Source organism: Gelidibacter mesophilus DSM 14095, from assembly GCF_000423005.1.
Taxonomy (GTDB): Bacteria; Bacteroidota; Bacteroidia; order Flavobacteriales; family Flavobacteriaceae; genus Gelidibacter; species Gelidibacter mesophilus.
In genome coordinates this window covers 273,336-297,077 of record NZ_AUHD01000001.1, presented here as the reverse complement: position 1 = coordinate 297,077, position 23,742 = coordinate 273,336, and the positions used below count along the sequence as shown (strand labels likewise).

General features: G+C 36.0%; 16 protein-coding genes and 1 pseudogene. 9 read left to right on the top strand and 8 right to left on the bottom strand.

Annotated elements, in window-relative coordinates; translation table 11 throughout:
- Positions 1–105: 105 nt before the first annotated feature.
- Complete coding sequence (locus tag G525_RS0101410; protein WP_035478835.1) at positions 106–4,920, top strand: T9SS type B sorting domain-containing protein; 4,815 nt, start codon at positions 106–108, stop codon at positions 4,918–4,920.
- A gap of 245 nt (positions 4,921–5,165) precedes the next feature.
- Here the strand turns inward: G525_RS0101410 and G525_RS0101405 are convergent, their stop codons facing one another.
- Positions 5,166–5,699 carry a lipid-binding SYLF domain-containing protein gene (locus tag G525_RS0101405; RefSeq protein WP_027124548.1) on the bottom strand — a complete coding sequence of 178 codons (534 nt, stop codon included), beginning with the start codon at positions 5,697–5,699 and terminating at the stop codon, positions 5,166–5,168.
- Positions 5,700–5,926: 227 nt separating this feature from the next.
- Between G525_RS0101405 and uvrB the strand changes: the two genes are divergently transcribed.
- Positions 5,927–7,930 (top strand): excinuclease ABC subunit UvrB, encoded by a 2,004-nt coding sequence (gene uvrB, locus G525_RS0101400; RefSeq protein ID WP_027124547.1) that lies wholly within the window; start codon positions 5,927–5,929, stop codon positions 7,928–7,930.
- A gap of 93 nt (positions 7,931–8,023) precedes the next feature.
- On the opposite strand, the gene G525_RS0101395 is transcribed toward uvrB, so the two are convergent.
- Positions 8,024–8,425 (bottom strand): hypothetical protein, encoded by a 402-nt coding sequence (locus G525_RS0101395; protein ID WP_027124546.1) that lies wholly within the window; start codon positions 8,423–8,425, stop codon positions 8,024–8,026.
- Positions 8,426–8,688: 263 nt separating this feature from the next.
- Here G525_RS0101395 and G525_RS0101390 point away from each other — a divergent pair, with 263 nt between their 5' ends.
- Positions 8,689–9,495 (top strand): alpha/beta hydrolase, encoded by an 807-nt coding sequence (locus G525_RS0101390; protein ID WP_027124545.1) that lies wholly within the window; start codon positions 8,689–8,691, stop codon positions 9,493–9,495.
- A 135-nt stretch (positions 9,496–9,630) separates the two neighbouring features.
- A pseudogene (locus tag G525_RS0101385) lies at positions 9,631–9,882 on the top strand (DUF1456 family protein); the annotation flags it as partial.
- A 271-nt stretch (positions 9,883–10,153) separates the two neighbouring features.
- Here G525_RS0101385 and sucC read toward each other — a convergent pair.
- Positions 10,154–11,344 carry an ADP-forming succinate--CoA ligase subunit beta gene (gene sucC / locus G525_RS0101380; protein ID WP_027124543.1) on the bottom strand — a complete coding sequence of 397 codons (1,191 nt, stop codon included), beginning with the start codon at positions 11,342–11,344 and terminating at the stop codon, positions 10,154–10,156.
- A 238-nt stretch (positions 11,345–11,582) separates the two neighbouring features.
- Here sucC and lysA point away from each other — a divergent pair, with 238 nt between their 5' ends.
- The 5 genes from lysA to G525_RS0101355 all read left to right on the top strand — a co-directional run bounded on the left by lysA (position 11,583) and on the right by G525_RS0101355 (position 19,634).
- Positions 11,583–12,791, top strand: coding sequence for a diaminopimelate decarboxylase (lysA, locus tag G525_RS0101375; protein ID WP_027124542.1), 1,209 nt, complete (start codon positions 11,583–11,585; stop codon positions 12,789–12,791).
- A 104-nt stretch (positions 12,792–12,895) separates the two neighbouring features.
- Positions 12,896–13,933 carry an AI-2E family transporter gene (locus G525_RS0101370; RefSeq protein ID WP_027124541.1) on the top strand — a complete coding sequence of 346 codons (1,038 nt, stop codon included), beginning with the start codon at positions 12,896–12,898 and terminating at the stop codon, positions 13,931–13,933.
- Positions 13,934–14,422: 489 nt separating this feature from the next.
- Positions 14,423–17,551: a S41 family peptidase gene (locus G525_RS0101365; protein ID WP_027124540.1), complete on the top strand. Its 3,129-nt coding sequence runs from the start codon at positions 14,423–14,425 to the stop codon at positions 17,549–17,551.
- A gap of 429 nt (positions 17,552–17,980) precedes the next feature.
- Positions 17,981–18,751 (top strand): hypothetical protein, encoded by a 771-nt coding sequence (locus G525_RS0101360; RefSeq protein ID WP_157491849.1) that lies wholly within the window; start codon positions 17,981–17,983, stop codon positions 18,749–18,751.
- A 112-nt stretch (positions 18,752–18,863) separates the two neighbouring features.
- Positions 18,864–19,634, top strand: coding sequence for a DUF1206 domain-containing protein (locus tag G525_RS0101355; protein WP_027124538.1), 771 nt, complete (start codon positions 18,864–18,866; stop codon positions 19,632–19,634).
- A 51-nt stretch (positions 19,635–19,685) separates the two neighbouring features.
- Here G525_RS0101355 and G525_RS0101350 read toward each other — a convergent pair whose 3' ends face one another.
- From G525_RS0101350 to G525_RS0101330, 5 genes are all read right to left on the bottom strand, one after another.
- Entirely contained in the window at positions 19,686–20,240 is a 555-nt protein-coding gene (locus G525_RS0101350) for a hypothetical protein (RefSeq protein WP_035478833.1), read from the bottom strand.
- Positions 20,241–20,271: 31 nt separating this feature from the next.
- Positions 20,272–20,613, bottom strand: coding sequence for a hypothetical protein (locus G525_RS0101345; RefSeq protein ID WP_157491847.1), 342 nt, complete (start codon positions 20,611–20,613; stop codon positions 20,272–20,274).
- A 139-nt stretch (positions 20,614–20,752) separates the two neighbouring features.
- Positions 20,753–22,132, bottom strand: a complete 1,380-nt coding sequence (locus tag G525_RS0101340) for a M20/M25/M40 family metallo-hydrolase (protein WP_027124535.1) — start codon at positions 22,130–22,132, stop codon at positions 20,753–20,755.
- A gap of 143 nt (positions 22,133–22,275) precedes the next feature.
- Entirely contained in the window at positions 22,276–23,154 is an 879-nt protein-coding gene (locus G525_RS0101335) for a PPK2 family polyphosphate kinase (protein ID WP_027124534.1), read from the bottom strand.
- A gap of 25 nt (positions 23,155–23,179) precedes the next feature.
- The gene (locus G525_RS0101330) at positions 23,180–23,737 is read right to left on the bottom strand and encodes a hypothetical protein (RefSeq protein ID WP_027124533.1); all 558 of its coding nucleotides are present in this window, start codon (positions 23,735–23,737) and stop codon (positions 23,180–23,182) included.
- Positions 23,738–23,742: the final 5 nt, after the last annotated feature.

The following is a 23,742-nucleotide window of genomic DNA, read 5'->3' as shown; positions in this document are numbered from 1 at the left end:
TATTGAGGATTTTTTGGTATTTTTAGACGGCTATTTAATACTTAACCTCTTTTCAGCTCTGATTTTTTTATGGTAAAAAGAACTTCTATAATAAGTTTCGTGTTTATGGCCCTCTGTTTTATGCTTAATGCACAACAAATTTCTACCAATAGCAGCAATTCATTAGAAAATTTAATTCAAACTACCCTTGGTCAGGGTTGTGTTGAAATAACCAATATTTCCTCTTCTATCAATGGATCAATTGATAATCTTTCCAGTTACGGCAGTTTCACAAAAGAAACATCTAATTTTCCTTTTCAAAGTGGTTTACTTTTAAGTACCGGAAGCGTCAATTCCGCAGGTAATGGGCTGAACTCAGAACCACTTAATGACGGTTCTAATTCATGGGGTACGGATCCAGATTTGGAAACCGTGTTGGGAATTACAGGAACCCTTAACGCAACCTCCATTGAATTTGACTTCATTTCAGCTGCCAATAGTATTGCCTTTAATTATTTATTGGCATCAGAAGAATATTTCGGTGATAATCCCTGCCGCTATTCTGATAAATTTGCATTTTTAATTAAAGAAGCGGGTTCCGCAGCACCATATACAAATATTGCACTGTTGCCTGGCACTTCTATTCCGGTAAGCACGACAAATATTCATCCTAAGATTGAGGGGTCTTGTCCTGCTGAAAACCCACAATATTTTGAGGGTTATAACCTTGGAGACACTAATTATAACGGGCGCACCACCAAGCTAACAGCATCAACAAATATTGTTCCAAACGTGACCTATCATATAAAGATTGTCATCGCTGACCAAGTTGATCACGAACTTGATTCTGCTGTTTTTATAGAAGGCAATAGTTTTAATGCCACTGTGGATTTAGGTCCTGATATTACAACGTGTGCAAATGTCACGACATTAAATAGTAATAGTGTTAACCCTTTGGCCACTTACGAATGGTTCAAGGATAATATTTTGATATCCGAAGCAAAAGACAAATCGATTGAAGTGACTGCATCAGGCAATTATAGAGTTGAAGTACGACTTCCATTGGGTAATAGTTTTTGTAAAATCGAGGATACTATCAATGTTACTTTAAATGTGCAAGACACCTTACCTAATATTCCAAATTATATTTTGTGTGATGATGCCTCCAATGATGGTAAGGAAAGTTTTGATCTTTCAACTAGAAATGATGACGTCTTACAAAGCTTACCTACATCTACCTATACGATAACTTATCATTTGACATCACAAGACTCTCAATCTGGAGAAAACCCAAAAACAATCATTGAAAACACGTCAAACCCACAAGACATATATATCAGAATATATGATGAAATAAACAAGTGTGCATCACTATCGGGAGGAAGATTGGTCGTAAACCCATCCCCTGTAATTACCACTCCAAAACCCCTCAAAATTTGTGACGTTGATGCTGTTCCGGATGGGCTTACGGAGATTGATCTGACACTGGTCGATGCAGAAATTACAAGCAAGTTTACAGATCTTTCTGATTTATTCGTCACCTATCATCTGAATCTTGAGGATGCTAACGCTGGCAATAACGCCCTATTCTCACCTTACACAAATAGTAGCGCCAACGAAACGCTCTATGCACGTCTCTATGACGCCTCTACAGGTTGTTTCAGCACCACTACTCTGGGCATCACTGTCTCCAAGGCCCCTATTATAAAAATAGAAAAACCATTTATAAATGCTTGTAACGATGTTGGTGATGGTTTTGCTACATTTGATATCGCTTCTGAACTAAATACAATTTTAGATGGTTTAAATGGGGTTTCAGCGAGTGTTCATGCAACAAGTGAAGAAGCTGAAAACAACTCTAATCCAATCTCTAATATTGGGAACTATCAAAATGTACAAGCAAATCTTCAAGTCGTTTATATTAGATTGGTTGATAACCTCACAGGATGTTTTTCTATATTTCCGTTGGAACTACATACCAACATTGCGCTGACTGGATTAAATACTGAAGATTTCAATGGCTGTGATAACCTGCAAACTGGAATTGTTGATTTTGATTTAAATGCCGTTGAAGGACATATTTTAGATAATTACGAGGGCTTTGAAGTTGAATTCTTTGAAAATGATACCGATCAGGAAAATAACATAAATCCCCTAGACAAAACCATTCCATTTGTGCTAACTTCTAGTCCGACGCTCATTTATGCTACTGTAACGAGTCTTAATTGTACGGAATTAATTGCTATCAACCTCACTATCAATTCACCATTTGTATTAGACTTCTCGAATCCTGTTCCACCTGTTTGGTGTGATAAAAATCAAGATGGTAAGGCTGATGTTGTTTTAGAATTTTACGATTCCTACGTGACCAGAGGTATCGACAATGCGACCGTCGAATATTTCAAAAATCAAAATGATGTTGAACCGATTGAGGACGCTTACATTTATGTTGACCAATCAAAAGTTATTTACGTGAGAGTAACCGACAACTCGACGTCATGTTCTGCATTTGCACCTCTCACCATTAATGTTGTGACACCACCTACAACGATTGGCTATGGTACAATTTCAATCTGTAAAGATCCTTCTGATGGTTATAATATTGTCGATCTTACAAGCGTAATCGACGACATAGTCCCAGATACGAACGGATTTAAAATTTCATATTATAACAATTCAAACTTGGCATTTGCTGATGAAAATCCTATAGCTGATCCCGTACATTATAGAAGTTCTCCGTTTAAATACATTGCTGTTCGCATTGAAGATGAGATTACAGGGTGTTTCAGTATTGGTGCTATTTATATTTATATCAATAGTCCCCCTAAATTTCCCCAATCCGGTATCACAAATTTTCAAAATTGCAACTCCGATGGCAGTAATGTGGCAGACTTTTATTTTAATGAAAAAGATGAAGAAATTTTAAATGGTCAGACTCAAAAAATAGTCTTGTATTACGAAGACCCCTTAGATGCTGAAAACCGTGAGGTCGGAAAAGAAATTGACAAATTCTCTGCTTATCGTAACACCACAGGAGGTTCTCAAACGATTTATGTTCGCGTGGAAGCTGAAAATGATTCAACCTGTTATGCCACTTCCACTTTTGTTTTGGAAGTAGACAATTTACCTTCCTTTAATGATGCCACCGATGTGTTTGTATGCGATGATTTAGATAACAATGGTAAAGCTACATTTGATTTAAGTATCAAGGAGACAGAAATAAGAGTTAATTCTACTGATAAAATAACATTTTACACCTCAAATGAAGATGCTGAAAATAATGACAATCCTATTCCGAATTTAAATTTCACAAATACTGTGAATCCACAGACTATTATTGCACGTATAGATAATGGGACATTTTGCTATTCTCTGACCTCCTTTATTGTAAATGTGGTACCATTACCGCAAGTGGAAGCCCCTACTGATCTCTATTTCTGTGATACAAATTTGAGTTCTCCGGGAGTATACGATCTTCAGGTGGTAAAAATATTGGATTCTAGACCAGAAAATATTAGAATCACTTATCATGAATCTGAAGACGACGTTTTTGCAGACATTAAAATCCCAAACCCTGAAAATTATACCAATACATCAAATGGCCAAACAGTCTATGCAAAAATCAATAACACCTTGTCCGATGATGATTGCTTTGTCACCTTGCCCATTACTTTAAATATTGCCACACCTCCTACAACAAATGATTTTAAAGAGTATCCTGTCTGTACGAATCCTGAGCGCTATTTTGATCTCACAAATATTGATGGTGTTATATCCTCAGAATCTAATATTCAAATCACCTATTTTAATTCTAGCAATGATGCAATGGCGAACGAGTTGGATACAGCATTGGATACAGACTACAACTACACCTCAGCAAACGATCAAATTTTTGCACGATTAGAAAACACAATAACCGGATGTGTTTCTTATTATGATTTTACAATAGTAGAAACGCCATTGCCTATAGCAAACAAACCTAATGATTTACAAGGCTGTGACGATGATTCTGACGGTAAACTAGTTTTTGATCTTTCGGATCAATCGGGAGACATTTTGGGCAATCAAAGTTTGGCAAACCACATCATTACCTATCATGAAAGCCAAATTGCTGCAGATAATGGAACTTCTATTTTAGATAATTCCTATGCGGCAATTGATGGACAAACATTATATGTAAGGGTTTTAAATACTGAAACGGGGTGTTTTAGTACCACAGAATTTTCCACCATCGTACATCCAAGACCTAATGTTAATATTCCAGATCAGTCAATCTGCAGCAATAATCCGACTGACTCTGTAATCGTCAATGCGGACACCCATAACCCAACGGATACCTATCTATGGTCAACTGGTGAAACCACTCCAGAAATTGAAATTCGTGCCGTTGGCATATATTCAGTGACAGTTACTGGCGATTTCGGATGTCAAACAACTCAAGAATTTAATGTTCTCGAATATGAATCAGCGACCATTGAATCCATAGAAACAGTTGATTTTACAGACCCCAATAATATCACTATCACCATTAGTGGCAGTGGCAACTATCTCTTTAGTTTGGATGGAGGGCCTCCGCAAGAATCCAATGTATTTCAAAATGTTACTCTAGGCTCTCATATGGTATCCATTACTGATGCGGTTGGCTGTACTGAAATAAACAAAGAAGTAGTGGTCATTGACGCTCCTAAATTCATGACCCCAAATAATGACGGCTATTTTGATACGTGGCACATTAGCGGCATCGAAACCTTACCAGGTAGTACCATTAATATTTATGATAGATATGGTAAGCTTCTCACGACCTTAACATCAAGTTCTAAAGGATGGGATGGCACCTACAATGGCAGATTGTTACCTTCCACGGATTATTGGTTCTTTGGAAAAATTAAAAAAGATAACAATACTTTTGAAGTAAAAGGTCATTTTTCTTTGAAACTTTGATGGCCAAATCAATTGACACTATGACAAAAATTCATTTCAGAAGATCAATTCCCGCTTTTGTTAATATTAGTAAATTTAATAGGAAATCTTTTGTGCTAACCTTTCTTTCTAAAGTATCATATAACACATTTTAACCAAGTGTCTTTTTTTAAAGCATTCTAAAATTCATAAAAAAACGTCCATGATAAAAATTACCATGGACGTTAGTATAAGATAAGATGATTTCATTGAATCATCACCTGGTTTTAGTAAAATGCATTATAATCAAATTTCTGACCCCCTACAGAGGCACTGGCCATAAGTCCCGCTTTTGGCAATGCAAACGTAGCGACACCGTCATTATAACCGGTACTTACTGCAACTCCTTTTTCTACAGCAACAGCTGTCGCTTCAGCAGAAAATTTGAAATTACCTTCTTTGAACCTGTTTAGGTCAACGTCTGTCTCGAAAAACATGACCTGAATAATAGCTTGTCCTCCCGCTTGAAGTCCAATATCCAATTTCTTCAAATCAGCCATACCAACAGCAACACCATGTTCATAAACCACACCATTTCCGGAAGCACCGCCTATAATAAATCCGCCTTTCCCGACATTTGGAAATAAAACGTACCCAGCAGCCTTATCAAAATAGTTCGAAAGACCAGGATCAGCTTTAAGAAGTTCTTTTTTAGCATCTTTAGCATCAGATATTATCTTTTTATCTTTTTTGGTTTGTGAAAAAGCACTGAATGCAATCAGCATACAAATAACGAAAGTAAATTGTTTTAAATTTTTCATGAGTTTTAAAAATTTTGGATTAAGTAATTGTGTCTTTTATTCTCAATGGTTCAGTGAGGGGAACCATATTAAATAAGCTACTGTAAAAATAATCTAAAAATAATTTTAAATCTAATCTTTATGCTGTATTTATTAACTCAAATACACTATGAATCAATACAAAAGACCAGAAACATCTAAATAAAAATATCAGTTCATCTTCAAAAAACTTTGGTTAAATTTGCAAAATGAAATTCAAAATCAAATCAGAATTTAAACCTACTGGTGATCAGCCCCAGGCCATAAAACTGTTATCAGCTGGAATCGAAAACAATGAAAAATACCAAACCCTACTAGGTGTAACGGGTTCTGGTAAGACTTTTACCGTGGCCAATGTCATCGAAGAAGTCCAGCGCCCTACGTTGGTCTTGGCACATAATAAAACTTTAGCAGCCCAACTGTACTCTGAATTTAAGCAATTCTTTCCTGATAATGCCGTGGAGTATTTTGTGTCTTATTATGATTATTATCAACCGGAGGCCTACATTCCAACCTCAGGAGTTTATATAGAGAAAGATCTGTCCATCAATGAAGAAATAGAAAAGATGCGATTGAGCACTACCTCGTCCCTCCTCTCTGGCAGACGTGATGTCATAGTGGTGGCTTCGGTCTCGTGCTTATACGGAATTGGAAATCCTGTGGAATTTCAAAAAAATGTTATTACCCTTAAAAGAGATCAGGTTATTTCTAGAACGAAATTACTTCATAAACTAGTGCAAAGTCTGTACTCTAGAACTGAAGCAGATTTTAATCACGGGAACTTCAGGATAAAAGGAGACACCATTGATATTTTTCCTGGGTATGCCGATTATGGCGTACGTGTCCATTTTTTTGGTGATGAAATTGAAGAAATTGAAGCCTTTAATATTCTAAACAATAAGGTTATTGAAACTTATGACCAAATCAACATTTATCCTGCAAATATGTTTGTAACCTCTCCTGAAGTTCTTCAGGGTGCGATTAAATCAATTCAGGAGGATTTGGTAAAACAGCACGATTATTTTAAGGAGATTGGGAAGCACTTAGAAGCAAAACGATTAAAAGAACGTACAGAGTTTGACTTGGAAATGATTCGCGAATTGGGTTACTGTTCTGGAATTGAAAACTATTCTCGATATTTGGATGGTCGCTTACCTGGAACGCGTCCGTTTTGTTTGTTAGATTATTTTCCTGATGATTTTTTAATGGTGGTTGACGAAAGCCATGTCACAATCTCACAAGTGCATGCCATGTATGGCGGTGATAGAAGCCGAAAAGAGAACCTTGTTGAGTATGGTTTTAGACTCCCTGCAGCCATGGATAACAGACCACTGAAGTTTGAAGAGTTTGAAGCCTTACAAAATCAAGTAATTTATGTGAGTGCCACGCCTGCCGATTATGAAATGCAAAAAAGTGATGGTGTTTTTGTTGAACAATTGATTCGTCCAACAGGATTATTGGATCCCGTTATTGAGGTCAGGCCAAGTTTGAATCAGATTGATGATTTGATTGATGAAATTCACCAACGTGTCGATAAAGACGAGCGGATATTGGTCACTACCTTGACCAAACGCATGGCGGAGGAATTGACCAAATATTTGGATAGAATTCAAATTAGAGTCCGTTATATTCATAGCGATGTGGACACCTTGGAACGAGTAGAAATTATGCAGGACTTGCGTAAAGGAATCTTTGATGTATTGGTAGGCGTTAATTTATTGCGTGAAGGGTTAGATTTACCTGAAGTATCCTTGGTTGCTATTTTGGATGCCGATAAAGAAGGTTTTTTGAGATCCAACCGATCTTTAACCCAGACCGTAGGTAGAGCTGCACGACACTTAAATGGAAAAGCCATAATGTATGCAGACAAAATTACCAATAGTATGCAAAAAACTATTGATGATACTAATTACAGACGTGAAAAACAAATTGCCTATAATACAAAACACCACATTACACCTACGGCACTCAACAAAAGCTTGGATAACGTACTCTCAAAAAATTCAGTAAGCACCTATAGCTATGAAATGGAAGCAATAAAAGCAGCAGAACCTGAAAGCAAGTACTTAACTAAAGATCAATTAGAAAGGAAAATTAGAGAGAATCGTAAACTTATGGAGCAAGCCGCCAAAGCATTAGACTTTATTGTTGCTGCTCAACTAAGAGATAATATTAAAGGGTATCAAGCGAAGCTGGAGGCGTTGAAAGCGTGATGTTGGAGGCTAGAAGCTCGGAGTTAGGAGTAGAAGTTAAGATTTATAAGTTTAGGAGTTAGACTGAAAACAGATAACCGACAAGAGACAACCCTAATTATACTGTACCTTAAAAATATCAATCAAGAAATCGGGCGGAACGATCTTATTTGGAAAACTATCCATTAAATCCAAAACACGATTTATAGATTCATGGCCCAAACCCATTCGCAAACCAAAATTATGGAGTTTGACGAGTTCCTTATTTGACATATGCTGCCCAAGGTTCATTAATAAGACGAGTCTATGAAATTGAACAATACGCTCACTATGCGATTTTAAATGCACATAAGTAACCGGAAACTCAAACAAATAATCGAAATCTTCTTGACATATTTCCAATTGTTTGGCAACTCCTAAAAGGAATTTATATTCTATCGACTTTATGGAAGCATCAGTTTGAGCAAAAGCAATCATTTCTGAAAGAAGACTCAACTTTTCTACACGATTTATCATACCAGAGGGAATTATTTTACTTTTATAAAGTTAAAGAAAATTAAATTTTGATAATCGTTGATTATGAGTAGCTTATCGAAAAACATTCTGTAATTCAACGGTATTATTATGATTTCAAATACCCAAATTACTTAAGACCCTACAAATGAGATGTTTATAAAAAACTGGTGTTTCAGCGAATTCTCTCAAATCAAATTTCAGTTTTGATGAACGGTAAACGTCGTTTATTCATAAATTTGTTATCTAATCCAATTTCGGTCTTTATGAAATTACCTCATATTCTATATGTATTCCTTTTTACAGTTAGTAATCTTTGTCATTCACAAAGCACAGCGTCATCACAAGTTTCAACATTTAGTATAAACGCGCCACAGTTGCAGGTTAATAAGAACATTTGGGTATATCTTCCAAAAGACTATTCTCAATCCAATAAAAATTATCCTGTGATCTATATGCATGACGCACAAAACCTCTTTGATGCAGAAACCTCTTATGTAGGCGAATGGCAGGTGGATGAGTATCTCGATTCTATTTCTGGCAAACAAGCTATTATTATTGGAATAGAGCACGGTAATGAAAAGCGGGTGGATGAATTGACACCATATCCCAATGAAAAATATGGCGGTGGACATGGTGATACCTATCTCAGTTTTATCATCAACACCTTAAAACCACATATTGATGCCACTTATAGAACACTAAATGATGTGAAACACACCACCATCTTTGGTTCTTCATTAGGAGGCCTCCTCTCTTTTTATGCAGTTATAAAATACCCTGATACATTTGGAAATGCAGGGGTCTTTTCGCCATCATTTTTGTATAGTAATCGTATTTTTGATTTCATTTCTAAAACTGAGGTGTCTCCTGATTCCAAATTTTACTTTTTGTCAGGCTCTGAAGAAAGTGAAGAGATGGTGCCTGATCAGGAAAAAATGGTGAAGCTTTTACTTAGTAAGGGCGTTCCGAAGGCACATATAAAAAATATAATTATAGAAGGCGGAAAACATAACGAAACATTATGGCTACAAAATTTTCCGGAAGCCTTTCAATGGCTAATTAAGAATTAAGAATTAAGAATTAAGAATTAAGAATTAAGAATTAAGAATTAAGAATTAAGAAAAATAAAAGTTTTAGCTTTATCATAACGAAAAGACAATCAAAACTTGTCTAAAATATATTAACAAACGAACCCTATACTTATAATGACCAATAACGATATTTTTAAAAAATTAAGAGTTGCTCTCCAATTAAGGGATGACGAAATTGTAAAAATCCTAGAACTTGTGGATTTCAGAATCTCCAGAAGCGAATTGGGTGCATTTTTCAGAAAAGAAGACCATCCCAATTATATGGAATGTGGTGATCAAGTGTTACGCAATTTTTTAAACGGTCTAGTGATTCATTTGCGCGGACCAAAACCAGAGAAAGGTGCAAAAGAAGAAAAGCCTAAGAAAAAAGAGTAAAAGGTAGATAGGATACTTTTATAAAACACAAAAGAACTGGTTCGACCTCATTCATTGTGTAGTGTTTTTTTTTTAGAAATCACGATAAGCTCTAACTAAAAGACCTCATAGGTGCTAAAAGCTGTATCTGTCCAAAGCTTTTAAAAACTCAAGACTCTCTGTTTAGATTTTGAGGTCAGATCCCCTAAAACTGCGGGATTAAAAGACCTGTCAGGTTTTGAAAACCTGACAGGTCTGAGATAAATAATATCTATAAACTAACTTAAGCTAAAACAGCTTGTACTTTATCAGCAGCCTCCTGGAATTCAGTAGCACTCATAACGTCCAATCCTGAATCATCAATCAATTTTTTAGCGATGTCAGCATTTGTTCCTTGTAAACGTACAATAATCGGCACGTTGATATTTCCCATATTTTTGTAAGCATCAATAACACCTTGTGCAACTCTGTCACAACGTACAATTCCTCCAAAAATATTGATTAAGATAGCTTTTACACCCGGATCCTTTAATATGATTCTAAAAGCTGCCTCAACACGAGCGGCATCTGCAGTACCTCCTACATCTAAAAAGTTTGCTGGCTCGCCACCTGCCTGTTTTATCAAATCCATAGTTGCCATGGCCAAACCTGCACCGTTCACCATACAACCAACATTACCATCTAAATCCACATAGTTCAGACCTAAAGCACCGGCTTCAACTTCAATGGCGCTCTCTTCTCTTAAATCACGTAAATCTAAATAATCCTTATGTCTGTATAACGCATTGTCATCAATAGTAACCTTGGCATCTACAGCGATAATTTTGTCATCACTAGTTTTCAATACAGGATTTATTTCAAATAAAGACGAATCAGATTTATCATATGCAGTATATAGGTTCGTAATAAACTTGGTCATTTCTTTGAAAGCATTCCCTTCCAAACCAAGGTTAAAAGCTACGCGTCTTGCTTGAAAAGGCAAAATACCTACAGCTGGATCAATTTCTTCAGTAAAGATTAAATGTGGTGTTTCTTCTGCAACAGTTTCTATGTCCATACCTCCTTCTGTAGAATACATGATCATATTACGTCCTGTACTTCTATTCAAAAGCACTGACACATAAAACTCACTTGTTTCGCTTGCTCCTGGATAATACACATCTTCAGCCACTAATACTTGATGTACCTTTTTTCCTTCTGCTGAAGTTTGAGGTGTAATCAATTGCATGCCAATAATCTTGCCTGCAATTTCTTCAACTTCTTTTAGGTTTTTGGCCAATTTAACACCGCCACCTTTTCCACGGCCACCTGCATGAACCTGTGCTTTGATCACGTGCCACCCAGTTCCGGTTTCAGCGGTCAATTGTTTTGCTGCAGCAACAGCTTCATTAGCGTTTTTCGCTACAATACCACGTTGGATACGTACCCCAAAACTGCTTAAAATATCTTTTCCTTGATACTCGTGTAAATTCATATTGATCAGTATATAATTGTTCTCTTTTCGCATCCTGAAACTGCTTCAGTCAAAGCGGAAATGTCTAATTTAATTGCAGCACAAAAGTAATCAAGTTAAATGTTTTTACCAATAAATTTGAGTATTGTTTGTTGGCCTTGATTTCTTTATATCAAAAGTTATATGACTTTGGGACTTTTTTTTTAGCTCGGGTAAAAAAAAGGATTTAGATTTACGGCTATTAAAATTTAATTAAAAAATGGAACAAAAAACCTTACTTCAGATTGCAAAAGACTTTGAAAGTCCAGTTTATGTCTATGATTCAGAAAAAATCGGAGCGCAATATAAACGCCTAACATCGGCATTCAATAAGGTTAAAAAGCTAAAAATCAATTATGCTGTTAAAGCATTATCCAATATTTCAGTATTGAAATTCTTAAAATCTTTAGGTTCTGGTCTCGATACCGTGTCTATTCAGGAAGTTAAATTAGGATTAAAAGCTGGATTTTCGCCAGATCAAATCATCTTCACTCCTAACGGCGTTTCTCTTGAAGAAATTGAAATGGCGTCCAAACTGGGGGTACAGATCAATATAGATAATTTATCCATTTTGGAACAATTTGGAACACGACACCCTAAAACACCAGTTTGTATTAGAATAAATCCGCACGTTATGGCGGGTGGTAATACTAATATTTCCGTTGGCCATATTGACAGTAAGTTTGGAATTTCAATTCATCAAATTCCGCTTTTATTACGCATTATAGAGAACACAAATATGAATATCAATGGTATCCATATGCACACAGGTAGTGACATTCTTGATATTGATGTATTTCTTTATGCCAGTGAGATTTTATTCGAAACCGCTTTAAACTTTAAAGACTTGGAATTCATTGATTTTGGATCAGGATTTAAGGTGCCTTATAAAGAAGGTGATATCGAAACCAATATCGAAGAACTCGGACAAAAACTTACGGATCGCTTCAATAGCTTCTGCAAAAAATACGGAAAGGAATTGACTTTAGCTTTTGAACCTGGAAAATTTTTGGTGAGTGAAGCTGGTGTTTTTCTAACCAAAGTGAACGTGGTCAAACAGACAACATCTACTGTTTTCGCACAAGTGGACTCGGGCTTTAATCATTTGATAAGACCAATGCTGTATGGATCTCAGCACGAAATCATCAACATTTCAAACCCAAAAGGTCGTGAGCGTTTTTATTCCGTTGTAGGTTATATTTGCGAAACCGACACTTTCGCCAACAATATCAGAATCAATGAAATTAGCGAAGGTGACATATTATGTTTTAAAAATGCAGGAGCTTATTGTTTTACCATGTCCAGTAATTATAACTCACGCTACAGGCCAGCGGAAGTGTTATGGCATAATAAAAAAGCCCATTTGATCAGAAAGCGTGAAACATTTGATGATATCATGAAAAATCAAATTGAGATTGATTTGAGTTAAGAATTCTTTTTTTTGCGATTGTTTTTTGGACGGAATAACAGAAACTTGCACTATAGTTTAATAGAAGATCACCCTATCTAAATCCATCATATAAACGAGTAAGAATGAACCAAATACCCCCTAAAATCATCCGTCAAATATTTGTGATTCTTCTCGTCTTGTTTATGGGAAGTTTGATTTTTATTGAGATGTTGCCTTATCTCACCGGGGTTCTTGGTGCGATAACCATTTATATTCTTTTCAAGAAATGGATGGGCTATCTGGTCAAAAAGAAAAAATGGAACGCCTCTTTTGCAGCCGTCCTCATAATGTTCTTGTCATTTATTGGAATTCTAATTCCGCTTGCAGGAATAATTTGGATGCTGAGCAATAAAATAGGAAGAGCGGTAAATAATAGTGAACAAGTAGTCACGGCCTTTAAACATCAGTTAACTATTGTCGAGGAATATATGGGTTTTGATATTGCTTCAAAAATCGATACCAGCGCCATAACTGGATGGATTTCCTCAAATTTACAGATTGTTGCGGGTGGTACTTTTAATGCTTTTATTGCCATTGGACTTATGTATTTTATGTTGTTCTATATGTTGACCAACCGACGGGAATTGCGTGAATCCTTAATAGAATACCTTCCATTGGAAAAAGATAATTTGAAAGAAATTGGATTAGAGGTACAAGCAATGGTTCGCTCCAATGCTATTGGAATCCCTTTGGTGGCCATTGCTCAAGGCATCATTGCCCTGATCGGGTTCTTGATTTTTGGTATTGATGAACCATTTTTCTGGTTCGTTATTGTTACAATAGGTTCAATGATTCCTTTTGTGGGTACTCTCATAGGAATTTTACCGGTTTTCTTAATTAGCCTTTCTTCTGGAGATTCGTTTCAAGCCTGGGGTATCCTTATTTATGGCTTTGTTGTTGTAGGCTCCACGGATAATATCATACGGCTTTATGTTCTTAAAAAGTTAGATGACGTCCATCCTCTTATCACTCTAATTGGGGTAATTGTGGGGGTTCCTATTTTTGGTTTTATAGGATTGATTTTTGGACCTTTGTTGATCAGTCTTTTTCTCGCATTAGTGAGTATTTATAAAAAAGAATATGGTAAACGGCATTCGGCTACAAAGACTGAAAGCGTTTAATGATGCATTGAATGGGTGGAAAAACGTCTACAATATTACCTACATGTCAATCGTTTTTTTTTGGCCATCGGTTGATCTCCAAAGAAGTACATTCATAGTGTTATTGTGAAGATCAGTTGATATTATGGACATTAATTAGCGCTAAATAACAGTTCCAGCCTCATTTTTCTTAACTCAATTACCTTCTTAAAAACCCAAGCGGTAGGATCTCTTTTCTAGGATCAAGACAGACTGAAAAATTTCGCAAATAATCTTTAACGAGACTCATGGAAGGTAGCGTTAGATTATTTTCCCTTAGAAAAAGTGTGCATTAGACTCACTCGAGCTTCTTCAAAGGTTACAATTCTCGACTATTTTGGCTGTTTATAGTTTTATGTTCCTTGCTATAAATAATGTAGTATAGCCCTTCATATTATAATTGATGAGGCACAAATGATTATTCTAAAAATAATTAACTTACATCCTTTAAATTAAAATTTTCTAAATTTTATGAAACCACACGATCTCCTATCAATTTTAATTGCCTTGGTATGTATTGGAACCCTTAATGCTCAAGAGACTTTTTTTCAAATGGATCCCACCTTGACCCCAGATGGACAAACCATCGTTTTTAGTTATGATGGCGATCTATGGAAAGTGCCTTCAAATGGTGGCGATGCATTTAGGCTCACGGCCATGGAGGGAGAAGAAACGCTGCCACGTATTTCACCAGACGGGAAATGGCTGGCCTTTAGTGCTACACAATATGGCAATAAGGATGTTTACGTAATGTCAATAAATGGCGGTGAGATTATTCAACTTACATTTCATGATGCGGCAGATGATGTGGACAGTTGGTCTTGGGATTCTAAAGAAATTTATTTTACATCATCACGTTACAACCGTTTTAGCGGCTATAAGGTTGCTGTTTCTGGTGGCACACCTCTACGGTTGTTTGATAATTATTTCAATAATGTCCATAATGTAGTACCCCATCCTAAAACAGACGAAATTTTCTTTAATGAAAGTTGGGAAAGCAAATCTTTTACACATCGTAAACGTTACAAAGGCGCTTATAATCCAGATATTAAATCGTATAACCCAAAAACCAAAGCATACAAAGAGTATACGGATTATAACGGAAAGGATATGTGGGCCACCATAGCTAAAAATGGTACCGTTTACTTTGTATCAGATGAAATCAACGGAGAGTATAATCTCTATACATTTAAGGATGGAACTAATAAAACAGCATTGACAAAATTTGAAACCTCAATTGGTTGGCCTCAAGTTAATGCCAACGGAACTAAGATTGTGTTTACTAAAGACTATCAGATTTTCTTATATGATGTGGCGTCAAATAAAACTAAAAAAGTTGTAATGAGAATAAATACGAATAACACTCTCGCTAAAGCGCAGGATTTTAATACGAAGGGTGAAGTTAATAGTGTATCCATATCACTAGATAATAAGAAAATGGCATTCATTTCTCGCGGCGAATTGTTCGTATCGGACATTAAAGGACAGTTTATTATAAAATTAAACACGAATCCCAATGAGCGCGTTAAGGAGGCAAAATGGCTAAAGGATAATCGCACGTTATTATACAATCAAACTGCTTCTGGGTACACCAATCTTTTTACTATTCCTGCCGATGGAACAGGAACAGAAAAAAGACTTACTAACGAGGCGAAGAATAACGCCAATCTTGTTTTAGACCATAAGATGGAACATGCGGCTTATATCAGTGGTCGTGAGGAGTTAAGATTACTGGATCTTGAAACATTCAAAAGCACGACTTTAGTGACTGATGAGTTTTGGGCACTTCGCCCACCAGCACCTCAATTTTCACCAGATGACTCCTATATTTTATACAGTGCATTTCGTAATTTTGAGCTCGATATTTTCACATATCAAATTGCCACCAAAGAAATTATAAACCTCACAAATACTGGGGTCACAGAAAGTAATGCAACTTGGTCTCCTGATGGAAAATACATATACTTCCAATCAAATTTAACACAACCTTCTTTCCCAAGGGGTATTGGCGATACTCATATTTACAGAATGGCCTTAGACAACTATGACGCTCCCTTTAAAACCGAAAAGTTTAATGATCTTTTTAAAATGGACGAAAAAAAGAAAAAGGATAGCATCAAAGAACCCATATCAATCACCATCACTAAAAATGGTTTGATGGACCGCATTGAACGTATCAGTCCAGCATTTGGGTCTCAAAGTGACATTTACTTAATTACAAAGGATGAAACCACTTATGTCTATTATTTTTCAAATCACGATCAAGGAAAACAACATTTATGGCGGACTATTATTAAACCTTTCGAGGACAACAAAACCGAAAAAGTAGATGACCAATTAATTAGGCAAGGTCAGCTAGAAGTCAACAAAGATAGCTATTATGCGCTATTAAATGGCACTATAAATTCCCTCGACGTCGATAGTAACAAACTCAAGAAAATTGAAACCGAGGCCACTTTTAGAAAAAACTTATCCAATGAATTTCATCAGATGTTTTTTGAAGCCTGGGCGGGTTTTGAGACCAACTATTATGATGAAAATTTCCATGGCGAAAACTGGCAAAAACTTAGAGATAAATATGCCCAATTCTTACCTTACGTTACAAGACGTTCACAATTAGGTGTGTTATTTAACGATATGCTTGGTGAGTTAAATACCTCCCATTTTGGATTTTATACCTCTGGAAAAGAAGATGAACCGTATTATGATAGTGCAACTACTGAAACTGGGATTGTATTCTCTCAAGACAACCCCTATAAAGTAGCCCGTATTGTTAGTAAAAGTCCTGCGGCTATCACAGGAAAAGATATTAAGCTTGGGGATATCTTAACCCAGGTAAACGGGAAGCCTGTAGACACCAATAAAAATAGAGAAGCCTATTTCTCAGGACCATCCAACGACGATGAGATGCAATTAACATTTAAAAGAAATGGCAAAGACATTAGTGTAAATCTACATCCAATTGCAACTTATGAATTTAAAGATCTGCTTTATGATGAATGGGTAGAAGACAATCAAAAGTATGTCGATAAAAAAAGTAATGACAAAATAGCCTATGTCCACATGAAAAATATGAGCAGTGGGGAACTCAATAACTTTATGAAGGAAATGGTTTCTGAAGCTTATAGAAAGGACGCTTTAATATTGGATTTAAGAAATAATACGGGCGGAAATGTGCATGATGCGGTTTTACAATTCTTATCTCAAAAACCCTATGCACAATGGAAATATAGAGAGGGAAAATTGGCATCACAACCTAATTTTGCTCCGGCAGCAAAACCAATAGTCCTATTAATTAATGAACAATCTTTAAGTGATGCTGAAGTTACAGCTGCTGGTTTTAAAGAGTTAGGCTTAGGAAAAATAATAGGAACCGAGACTTACCGCTGGATTATTTTCACCTCAGGAGCCAGTTTGGTAGATGGCTCCTCTTATCGTTTACCATCTTGGGGCTGTTATACCTTGAGTGGGGAAAACTTAGAACTTACAGGTGTAAAACCAGACCTTTATATTAAAGAAAACTTTGAAGATCGACTCTCGGGCAATCAACCGCAATTAGATGAAGCCATAACTGAAATATTGAAGGATCTAAAACCATAAATAATTTTTATACACAGAAAACAAACTTAGACCGGCTTTCGTATAAATAATTCCAGACAAATCATCAAGGAACGTCAATTGCAATCATATCATGAAAACTGATTTATAAAAAAGGAGACAGCGAAAAAGATATTGATAAAATTCTTGGAGGACATCTTTTAGCGGTTTTTAAAAATTTAATAAAACCAACTGAACGACTCTTAAGGGCTTAAGGTCCGGATCTATTTGCAGATACAAGGCCAATTGTATTATAATGTAAAATTCGAAATAATGGTGTTATCGAGAGCAACAAATTTATGTACGTATTTACGACCAAAGAGGTCGCCAAGATTCTAAAAGCTATATCAGAAATTTCCGCTATATTACCTTTAAATTTGTCAAGATTTTTTAGCGATGATAAATAAAATCCAACTTAAAATTAAGAAAAACATGGCTAAACTCGTAAAGCAATTAATTGACTATAAAAAGAGTGAGGACAAATCAGGAAAAGTTCTTAAAAATAGATTGGCTGAAATATTGCTCGTAAAAGTCGGTATTTTATTGGCACTAGCCATTTATGGATGGTATCAAGACCATAAAGAACAACAGCATATAAAAGAATATTTTGTAAGCATCTATCATGAAGTATCTCCTGCAATTGCTATCGGGAAAGCAAAAACTATGCAGACTGATTCGCTCATTCATATGACAGAAAGATGCTTGCACATATTGAATTCCAAAAATAAGGATTCACTTATTTACCTAAAAGACAATTTGGCCCCATTAGTAATTATCAGAAGTCAAAGCTTTGATTTTCCTATGGTGAAAGAGTTTTTGGGCAATAATTATACGGTTAAAGTTAAAAGTAAGAAAACGATTAAACTCCTTCGAAAACTACAGCAAGAATTATCTAATATCAATCAAGCCCACGAGTACAGTAATAACCAACATCAGCTGGTTGTACAGCCTTTTATCAACAAATGGATTAATTATTCGGAAGTTACCCTTCCTAATCGCAAGAAATTATTAGTTCAAGGTGGACCTAAAACACAATATGATCAATTGCTCAGTAATTTAGAAGTTTGGAATTTATTGTCTTTAAAATTAGAAGCTTACAAAGCTCAAACTATCCGCCAACAAAACTTTACAGTATTATTACAGGATTTAAGCAAAACGCTAAAAAACCAACTAAAAATTGAAGATAGCGAGCTCGGTTCATAAAAAGTCACAGTGCCAACTTTAACGATTGCAGAAAGTTCAATAGTTTAGGTCTTAAAGATGTCCGGCACTCATAAACGCATTAACCAAAATTCATTTAAAAAAAAACTGAAAAATGTTTAAGGAAAAAATTGCACGATTCGGACTCAGTGCCATGGGATTTGTCTATGTTCTTGTGGGTGTTCTAACCGCAATGACCGCATTCAACTGGGGTGGACAAAAAACGGGAACTAAAGGGGCCATCGCTTATCTGGCCGGTCAACCTTTCGGTAAAATTCTATTGGCTACAATGGCCATAGGTTTATTCAGTTATGCCTTTTGGCGGATGTATCAAACATTTTATGACACTCGAAATTTAGGCACCAATTTCAAAGCGCTTTTTACGCGTGGCGGTTACTTTACGGGAGGACTATTTTACGGGGCCTTAGGAGTAGTTGCGGTAAAATTGATTTTTGGTGGTGGATATGACAATCAACAAGATCTTATTATTAAAGCCTTAAATTCAACCTACGGAAGGACTTTTGCTGTTATTTTTGGATTGATCCTCGCAGGAAAAGCAATCTTTGAAATCTATTTTGTACTCTCAGGTCAATTTAATAAGAATGTCCAGTCTTCAGAAATGCCACCAAAAGCGAAAACTACTTTGTTAAAATTTGGTCTGATTGGACACTCGGCACGCGCTGTAGTTTTTGGTGTCATGTCATTCTTAACGATACGCACAGGGGTCACAATTAGAAATAAAAAAATGAGTACCCTGGAAGATGCCTTTCAATTTTTAAATAATGAATTCGGCGATATTGTTCTTGGGCTCGTTGCAATTGGCTTTTTATGCTTTGGACTTTTTATGTTTGTCAAAGCGAAGTATCTGTATATCAATATCCATTAATATCATTCTCTCTACTTTAGACATTCTTCACTTCTTTCATCCATTTTGAAATTAACTCTTTACAGTTCCCATGAAGTGGTTCACTTTCGAGCTGATGGGATTTCCTGAAGCCCGTCTTAAAGAGGCAATTTGCCCACAATGCCATATCGCATCAGCAATAGGACCATTAACTTGATTCCAAAATGGAATTTGACGTTCCCCAAAAATTATTTTAAACTGTGAAATATCTGTACTTCCTCGTAAAATATCCGCCGCTTCTTTTAGATTAAAAAGGGTTTGTCTGCGTCGATCATAGAAAGTCATCTCTGAAGTATCATGGTTACCATTTGCACTCTTTAAAGTTGAATTGACAATCGTATAAGACAGATCAAGAATATGATCAATGGTCTCTTCTATAGAACGCACATCTTCATTCAGTCTAAAGCGTAAATCTGCTTCCCTTAGGCCTTCAGTTGCCCAATAATATCGAAATCCTAAGGCATCAACCATTCTTGCCGCCATAGTTCCTGCAGTATAGTGATCAGCATACGCTGGCAATTCAAAGTAAGGTAATGCTTCTTTTTTTTGTGACATTCCCATAAAACCTCTACATAAAATAATGCTCATGGCAAACATTTTCATTTTAATCTATTTTAAATTAATGTTCAATATCATCCGTAGTGTTAAGATTTCCATCTGGTCCCGGAGAAATTAAAATATATCCTTTTCCTGAAGAATGCCGCTCGTAATGCAATTCACGATTCCGATAATCCTTATGGATGTTTTGAAGCAACGGATTATATCGAACTATTGAAGCCAATGCCAATGGATAAGTACCAATTGTAGTTTTCTCGTGTCTTAAAAGCGCTGCCACATCTGATAATTTTTTTGCAGTCTCTGCTTCGGCATTTCCAGATAAAAGAACTGTAAAACCTAATAATGGTAATGTGGGTAAAAACAGCAAACCAACCATTAATAGTTTCTGCGTGGGATAAACCAATTTAGTTTTTAGAAGCTTATGCTTACGCTCTTAGGTCCGTTGTTTTTTCTATTATTCCAGAATCTGAAGTCTTTAAATAGTAAGAGCAATTCAGCTAATATACCTGCAATAGATCCCAGGATATATTATTAAATCAAAATCACTCTGCATCTATACCATAGGTATCGAATAAATAGACCAATGAAGCCATGGTCGCTGCTCCCAGCTCCAATTCTCTTTTATTCACCGCAGAAAAAACATCTGTTGACGCATGATGGTAATCAAAATAACGTTGAGAATCTGGTTTTAAACCAGCCAGCACAATTCGGTCATTTTTTAACGGACCAATATCGGCTCCACTGCCACCTTGTTCAAAATAATGGATCAAATAGGGTTTGAATAAGTCTTTCCAACCTAATACTTTATTAAACACATCCTCACTACAATCAAATGAAAACCCTCTCGGTGTAAAGCCTCCAGAATCACTTTCCAATGCGAAAATGTGGTTTTCATTTTTGGATTTTGCTATTTCAGCATATTTTTTTCCACCTCTGAGCCCATTTTCTTCATTCATAAAAAGAACCACCCTAATACTTCTTTTCGGCTTAATGCCGCTTTCTTTTAACAATCGAAGCACATCCATAGATTGAACGACACCTGCGCCATCATCGTGAGAACCGTCACCTAAATCCCAAGAGTCCAAATGTCCTCCAACCACAATATATTCATCTGGAAATTGAGATCCCGTTATTTGACCAATAACGTTGTATGATTCAACATCTGCCAATTGTTTGCAGGTCTGCTTAAAGAAAAAAGTAATTGTCGGATCTAAAGCCAACATCGTACTCAATAGGTCAGCGTGATTAGTACTGATGGCTGCTGACGGAATGCGCTGTGATACAGGTAAATCGCCATAAGTCATGCTTCCTGTATGCGGATAATCATCCATCCTTAAGTTTAGGGAACGAACAATTACGCCAACCGCTCCCAATTTCCCGGCTTCCATTGCTCCGGCATAACGTTGGTCTGCACATCCACCATAAGCTTCAAAAGTATCAATCAAATCAGCTTGCATTGGACGGTTAAAGAAAACAATCTTGCCTTTAATTCTATCCAACCGTATCGTCTTTAACTCCTCTATTCCACTAACTTCGATAACCTGGGCCCTTACACCCCCATTTGGAGTTTCCACAGAACCTCCCAAAGCACAAATATTGACTTGGGTTGTTTTTCCGGGCATTGTCTCAATGTATGCCAATTCAGGCAAACCTCTCACCCATTTCGGCACCATAACAGGTTGTAGCCATACTTTATCCAATCCTAATCCCTCTAGTTCCGCCCTGGTATATGCCACTGCGCGTTCAGCACCTAAAGAGCCTGAAAGTCGTGCGCCAATCTTATTTGACAAATGCTCCAACCATTCATAACTTTTTCCATTGGTTAGTGAATTACTATAGATTTTTTTGATGTTATTAGCATCATTTTGGGCAGAAATATCGATAGAGATAAAAATGATCAGTACAAGAAAAAGGTGTTTCATGGAATTTGTAGGATTGATTTGAAGTACTAACTATACTGTTTTACAATAAAAATTGAACAGAAAAGACTCTAGAATAAATATATACATCTAAACCTATACAATTTTAGAAATTGCAGTAGCTTCAATTTTACTAAAACAAAAGACTATTCTTTTTCCAACTGCTTCCTATATAAATCTAGATTAGCCTTAATCTCATCATTCAATTCAGGCTCTTTAATGTCTTTATAAGTTTTTAAGGTATCATATAAAATCCGAGCCACTAAATATCTGGAGGTTTTTTTGTCATCACAAGGGATGGCATACCATGGGGCATAGGGTTTTGAGGTTTTATTGAGAAGCTCTTCATAACAGGTCATATAATTACCCCATAATTTGCGCTCTTTTAAATCTCCAGGAGAGAATTTCCAATTTTTATCTTCACGATCCAAACGTCTCAGCAGTCTATTTTTTTGTTCATTCTTTGAGATGTTTAAGAAGAATTTAAAGATGATCATACCATTATTGGCAATATGTTTCTCAAAATTATTGATATCTTCATACCGACCTTCCCAAAATTCAGCATTAATATCATCAACCGAATCTATGCCCGGGATATTTTCATTAAGTATATATTCCGGGTGTACTTTAGTCACTAAAACATTCTCATAATGGGTACGATTAAAAATACCAAATTTACCACGGGCAGGAAGCACCACATAATGACGCCACAAATAGTCATGTTTAAGTTCTAATCCAGTGGGTGTCTTAAAACTGTAGACCACTACCCCTCGAGAATTAAAATCTTTAAACACTTCTCTCACCAAACTATCTTTCCCAGCAGTATCCATACCTTGTAAGCAAACCAAAACAGCATATTTACCATGGGCATACATTGTATCCTGTATTTTTCCCAAACCTTTACGAACGTCTTTGAGGTGATCTTTAATGTCGCTTTTTGAAGCCTCTAAATCAAACGTCGTCTCAAGATCTTCAATTTTAATGTTTTCAGTGATTTTAAAATCTTCAATATTAATAGCTCTCATCAGGTATGTATTTAAAATTATATTATTATTTGAGATCCAATTTGTCGTTAGCATCTTCCTTCTTATCCTTAAAAACCAAAGGATGATCTGTGACACCCAATCCAACAATTTTAATAATGCTACTCACAGCATTAAAGAGCATCAAAACCACACTTATTAAACCTCCACTCAATAGGGAAGAAAGTGCTAAACTGACGTAATAAATTGTAGTATACCAAGTGCTCGGCACATTATCTGCCTCTGTGATGGGAATATTCAGAAGTTGAAAAAAGATGATTGCCAAAATGAAAATGGCGGTATCAATTTTAGCAATAAGCAACACATGAGTGTAATGTTCTTTGGTAAGTTGGGATTCAGTCCTAGAACTCACACTTAACAAAGTTAACAAAAGTGCTAAAATAGTGGCAGATGCCAACGCAATTGTATTACATAAGGTGTTTATTCCTGGAAGTGAGGATTTAATTAAAACCTTAGCCTCGTAACCACTAATATTTCCCAGAAAATAAGCACCTAAACCCATTATAATTGCAGAGATAATCCCTCCATAAAGTGCTCTTCTATTATATTGAGTAAGTTTTATCATTCTAA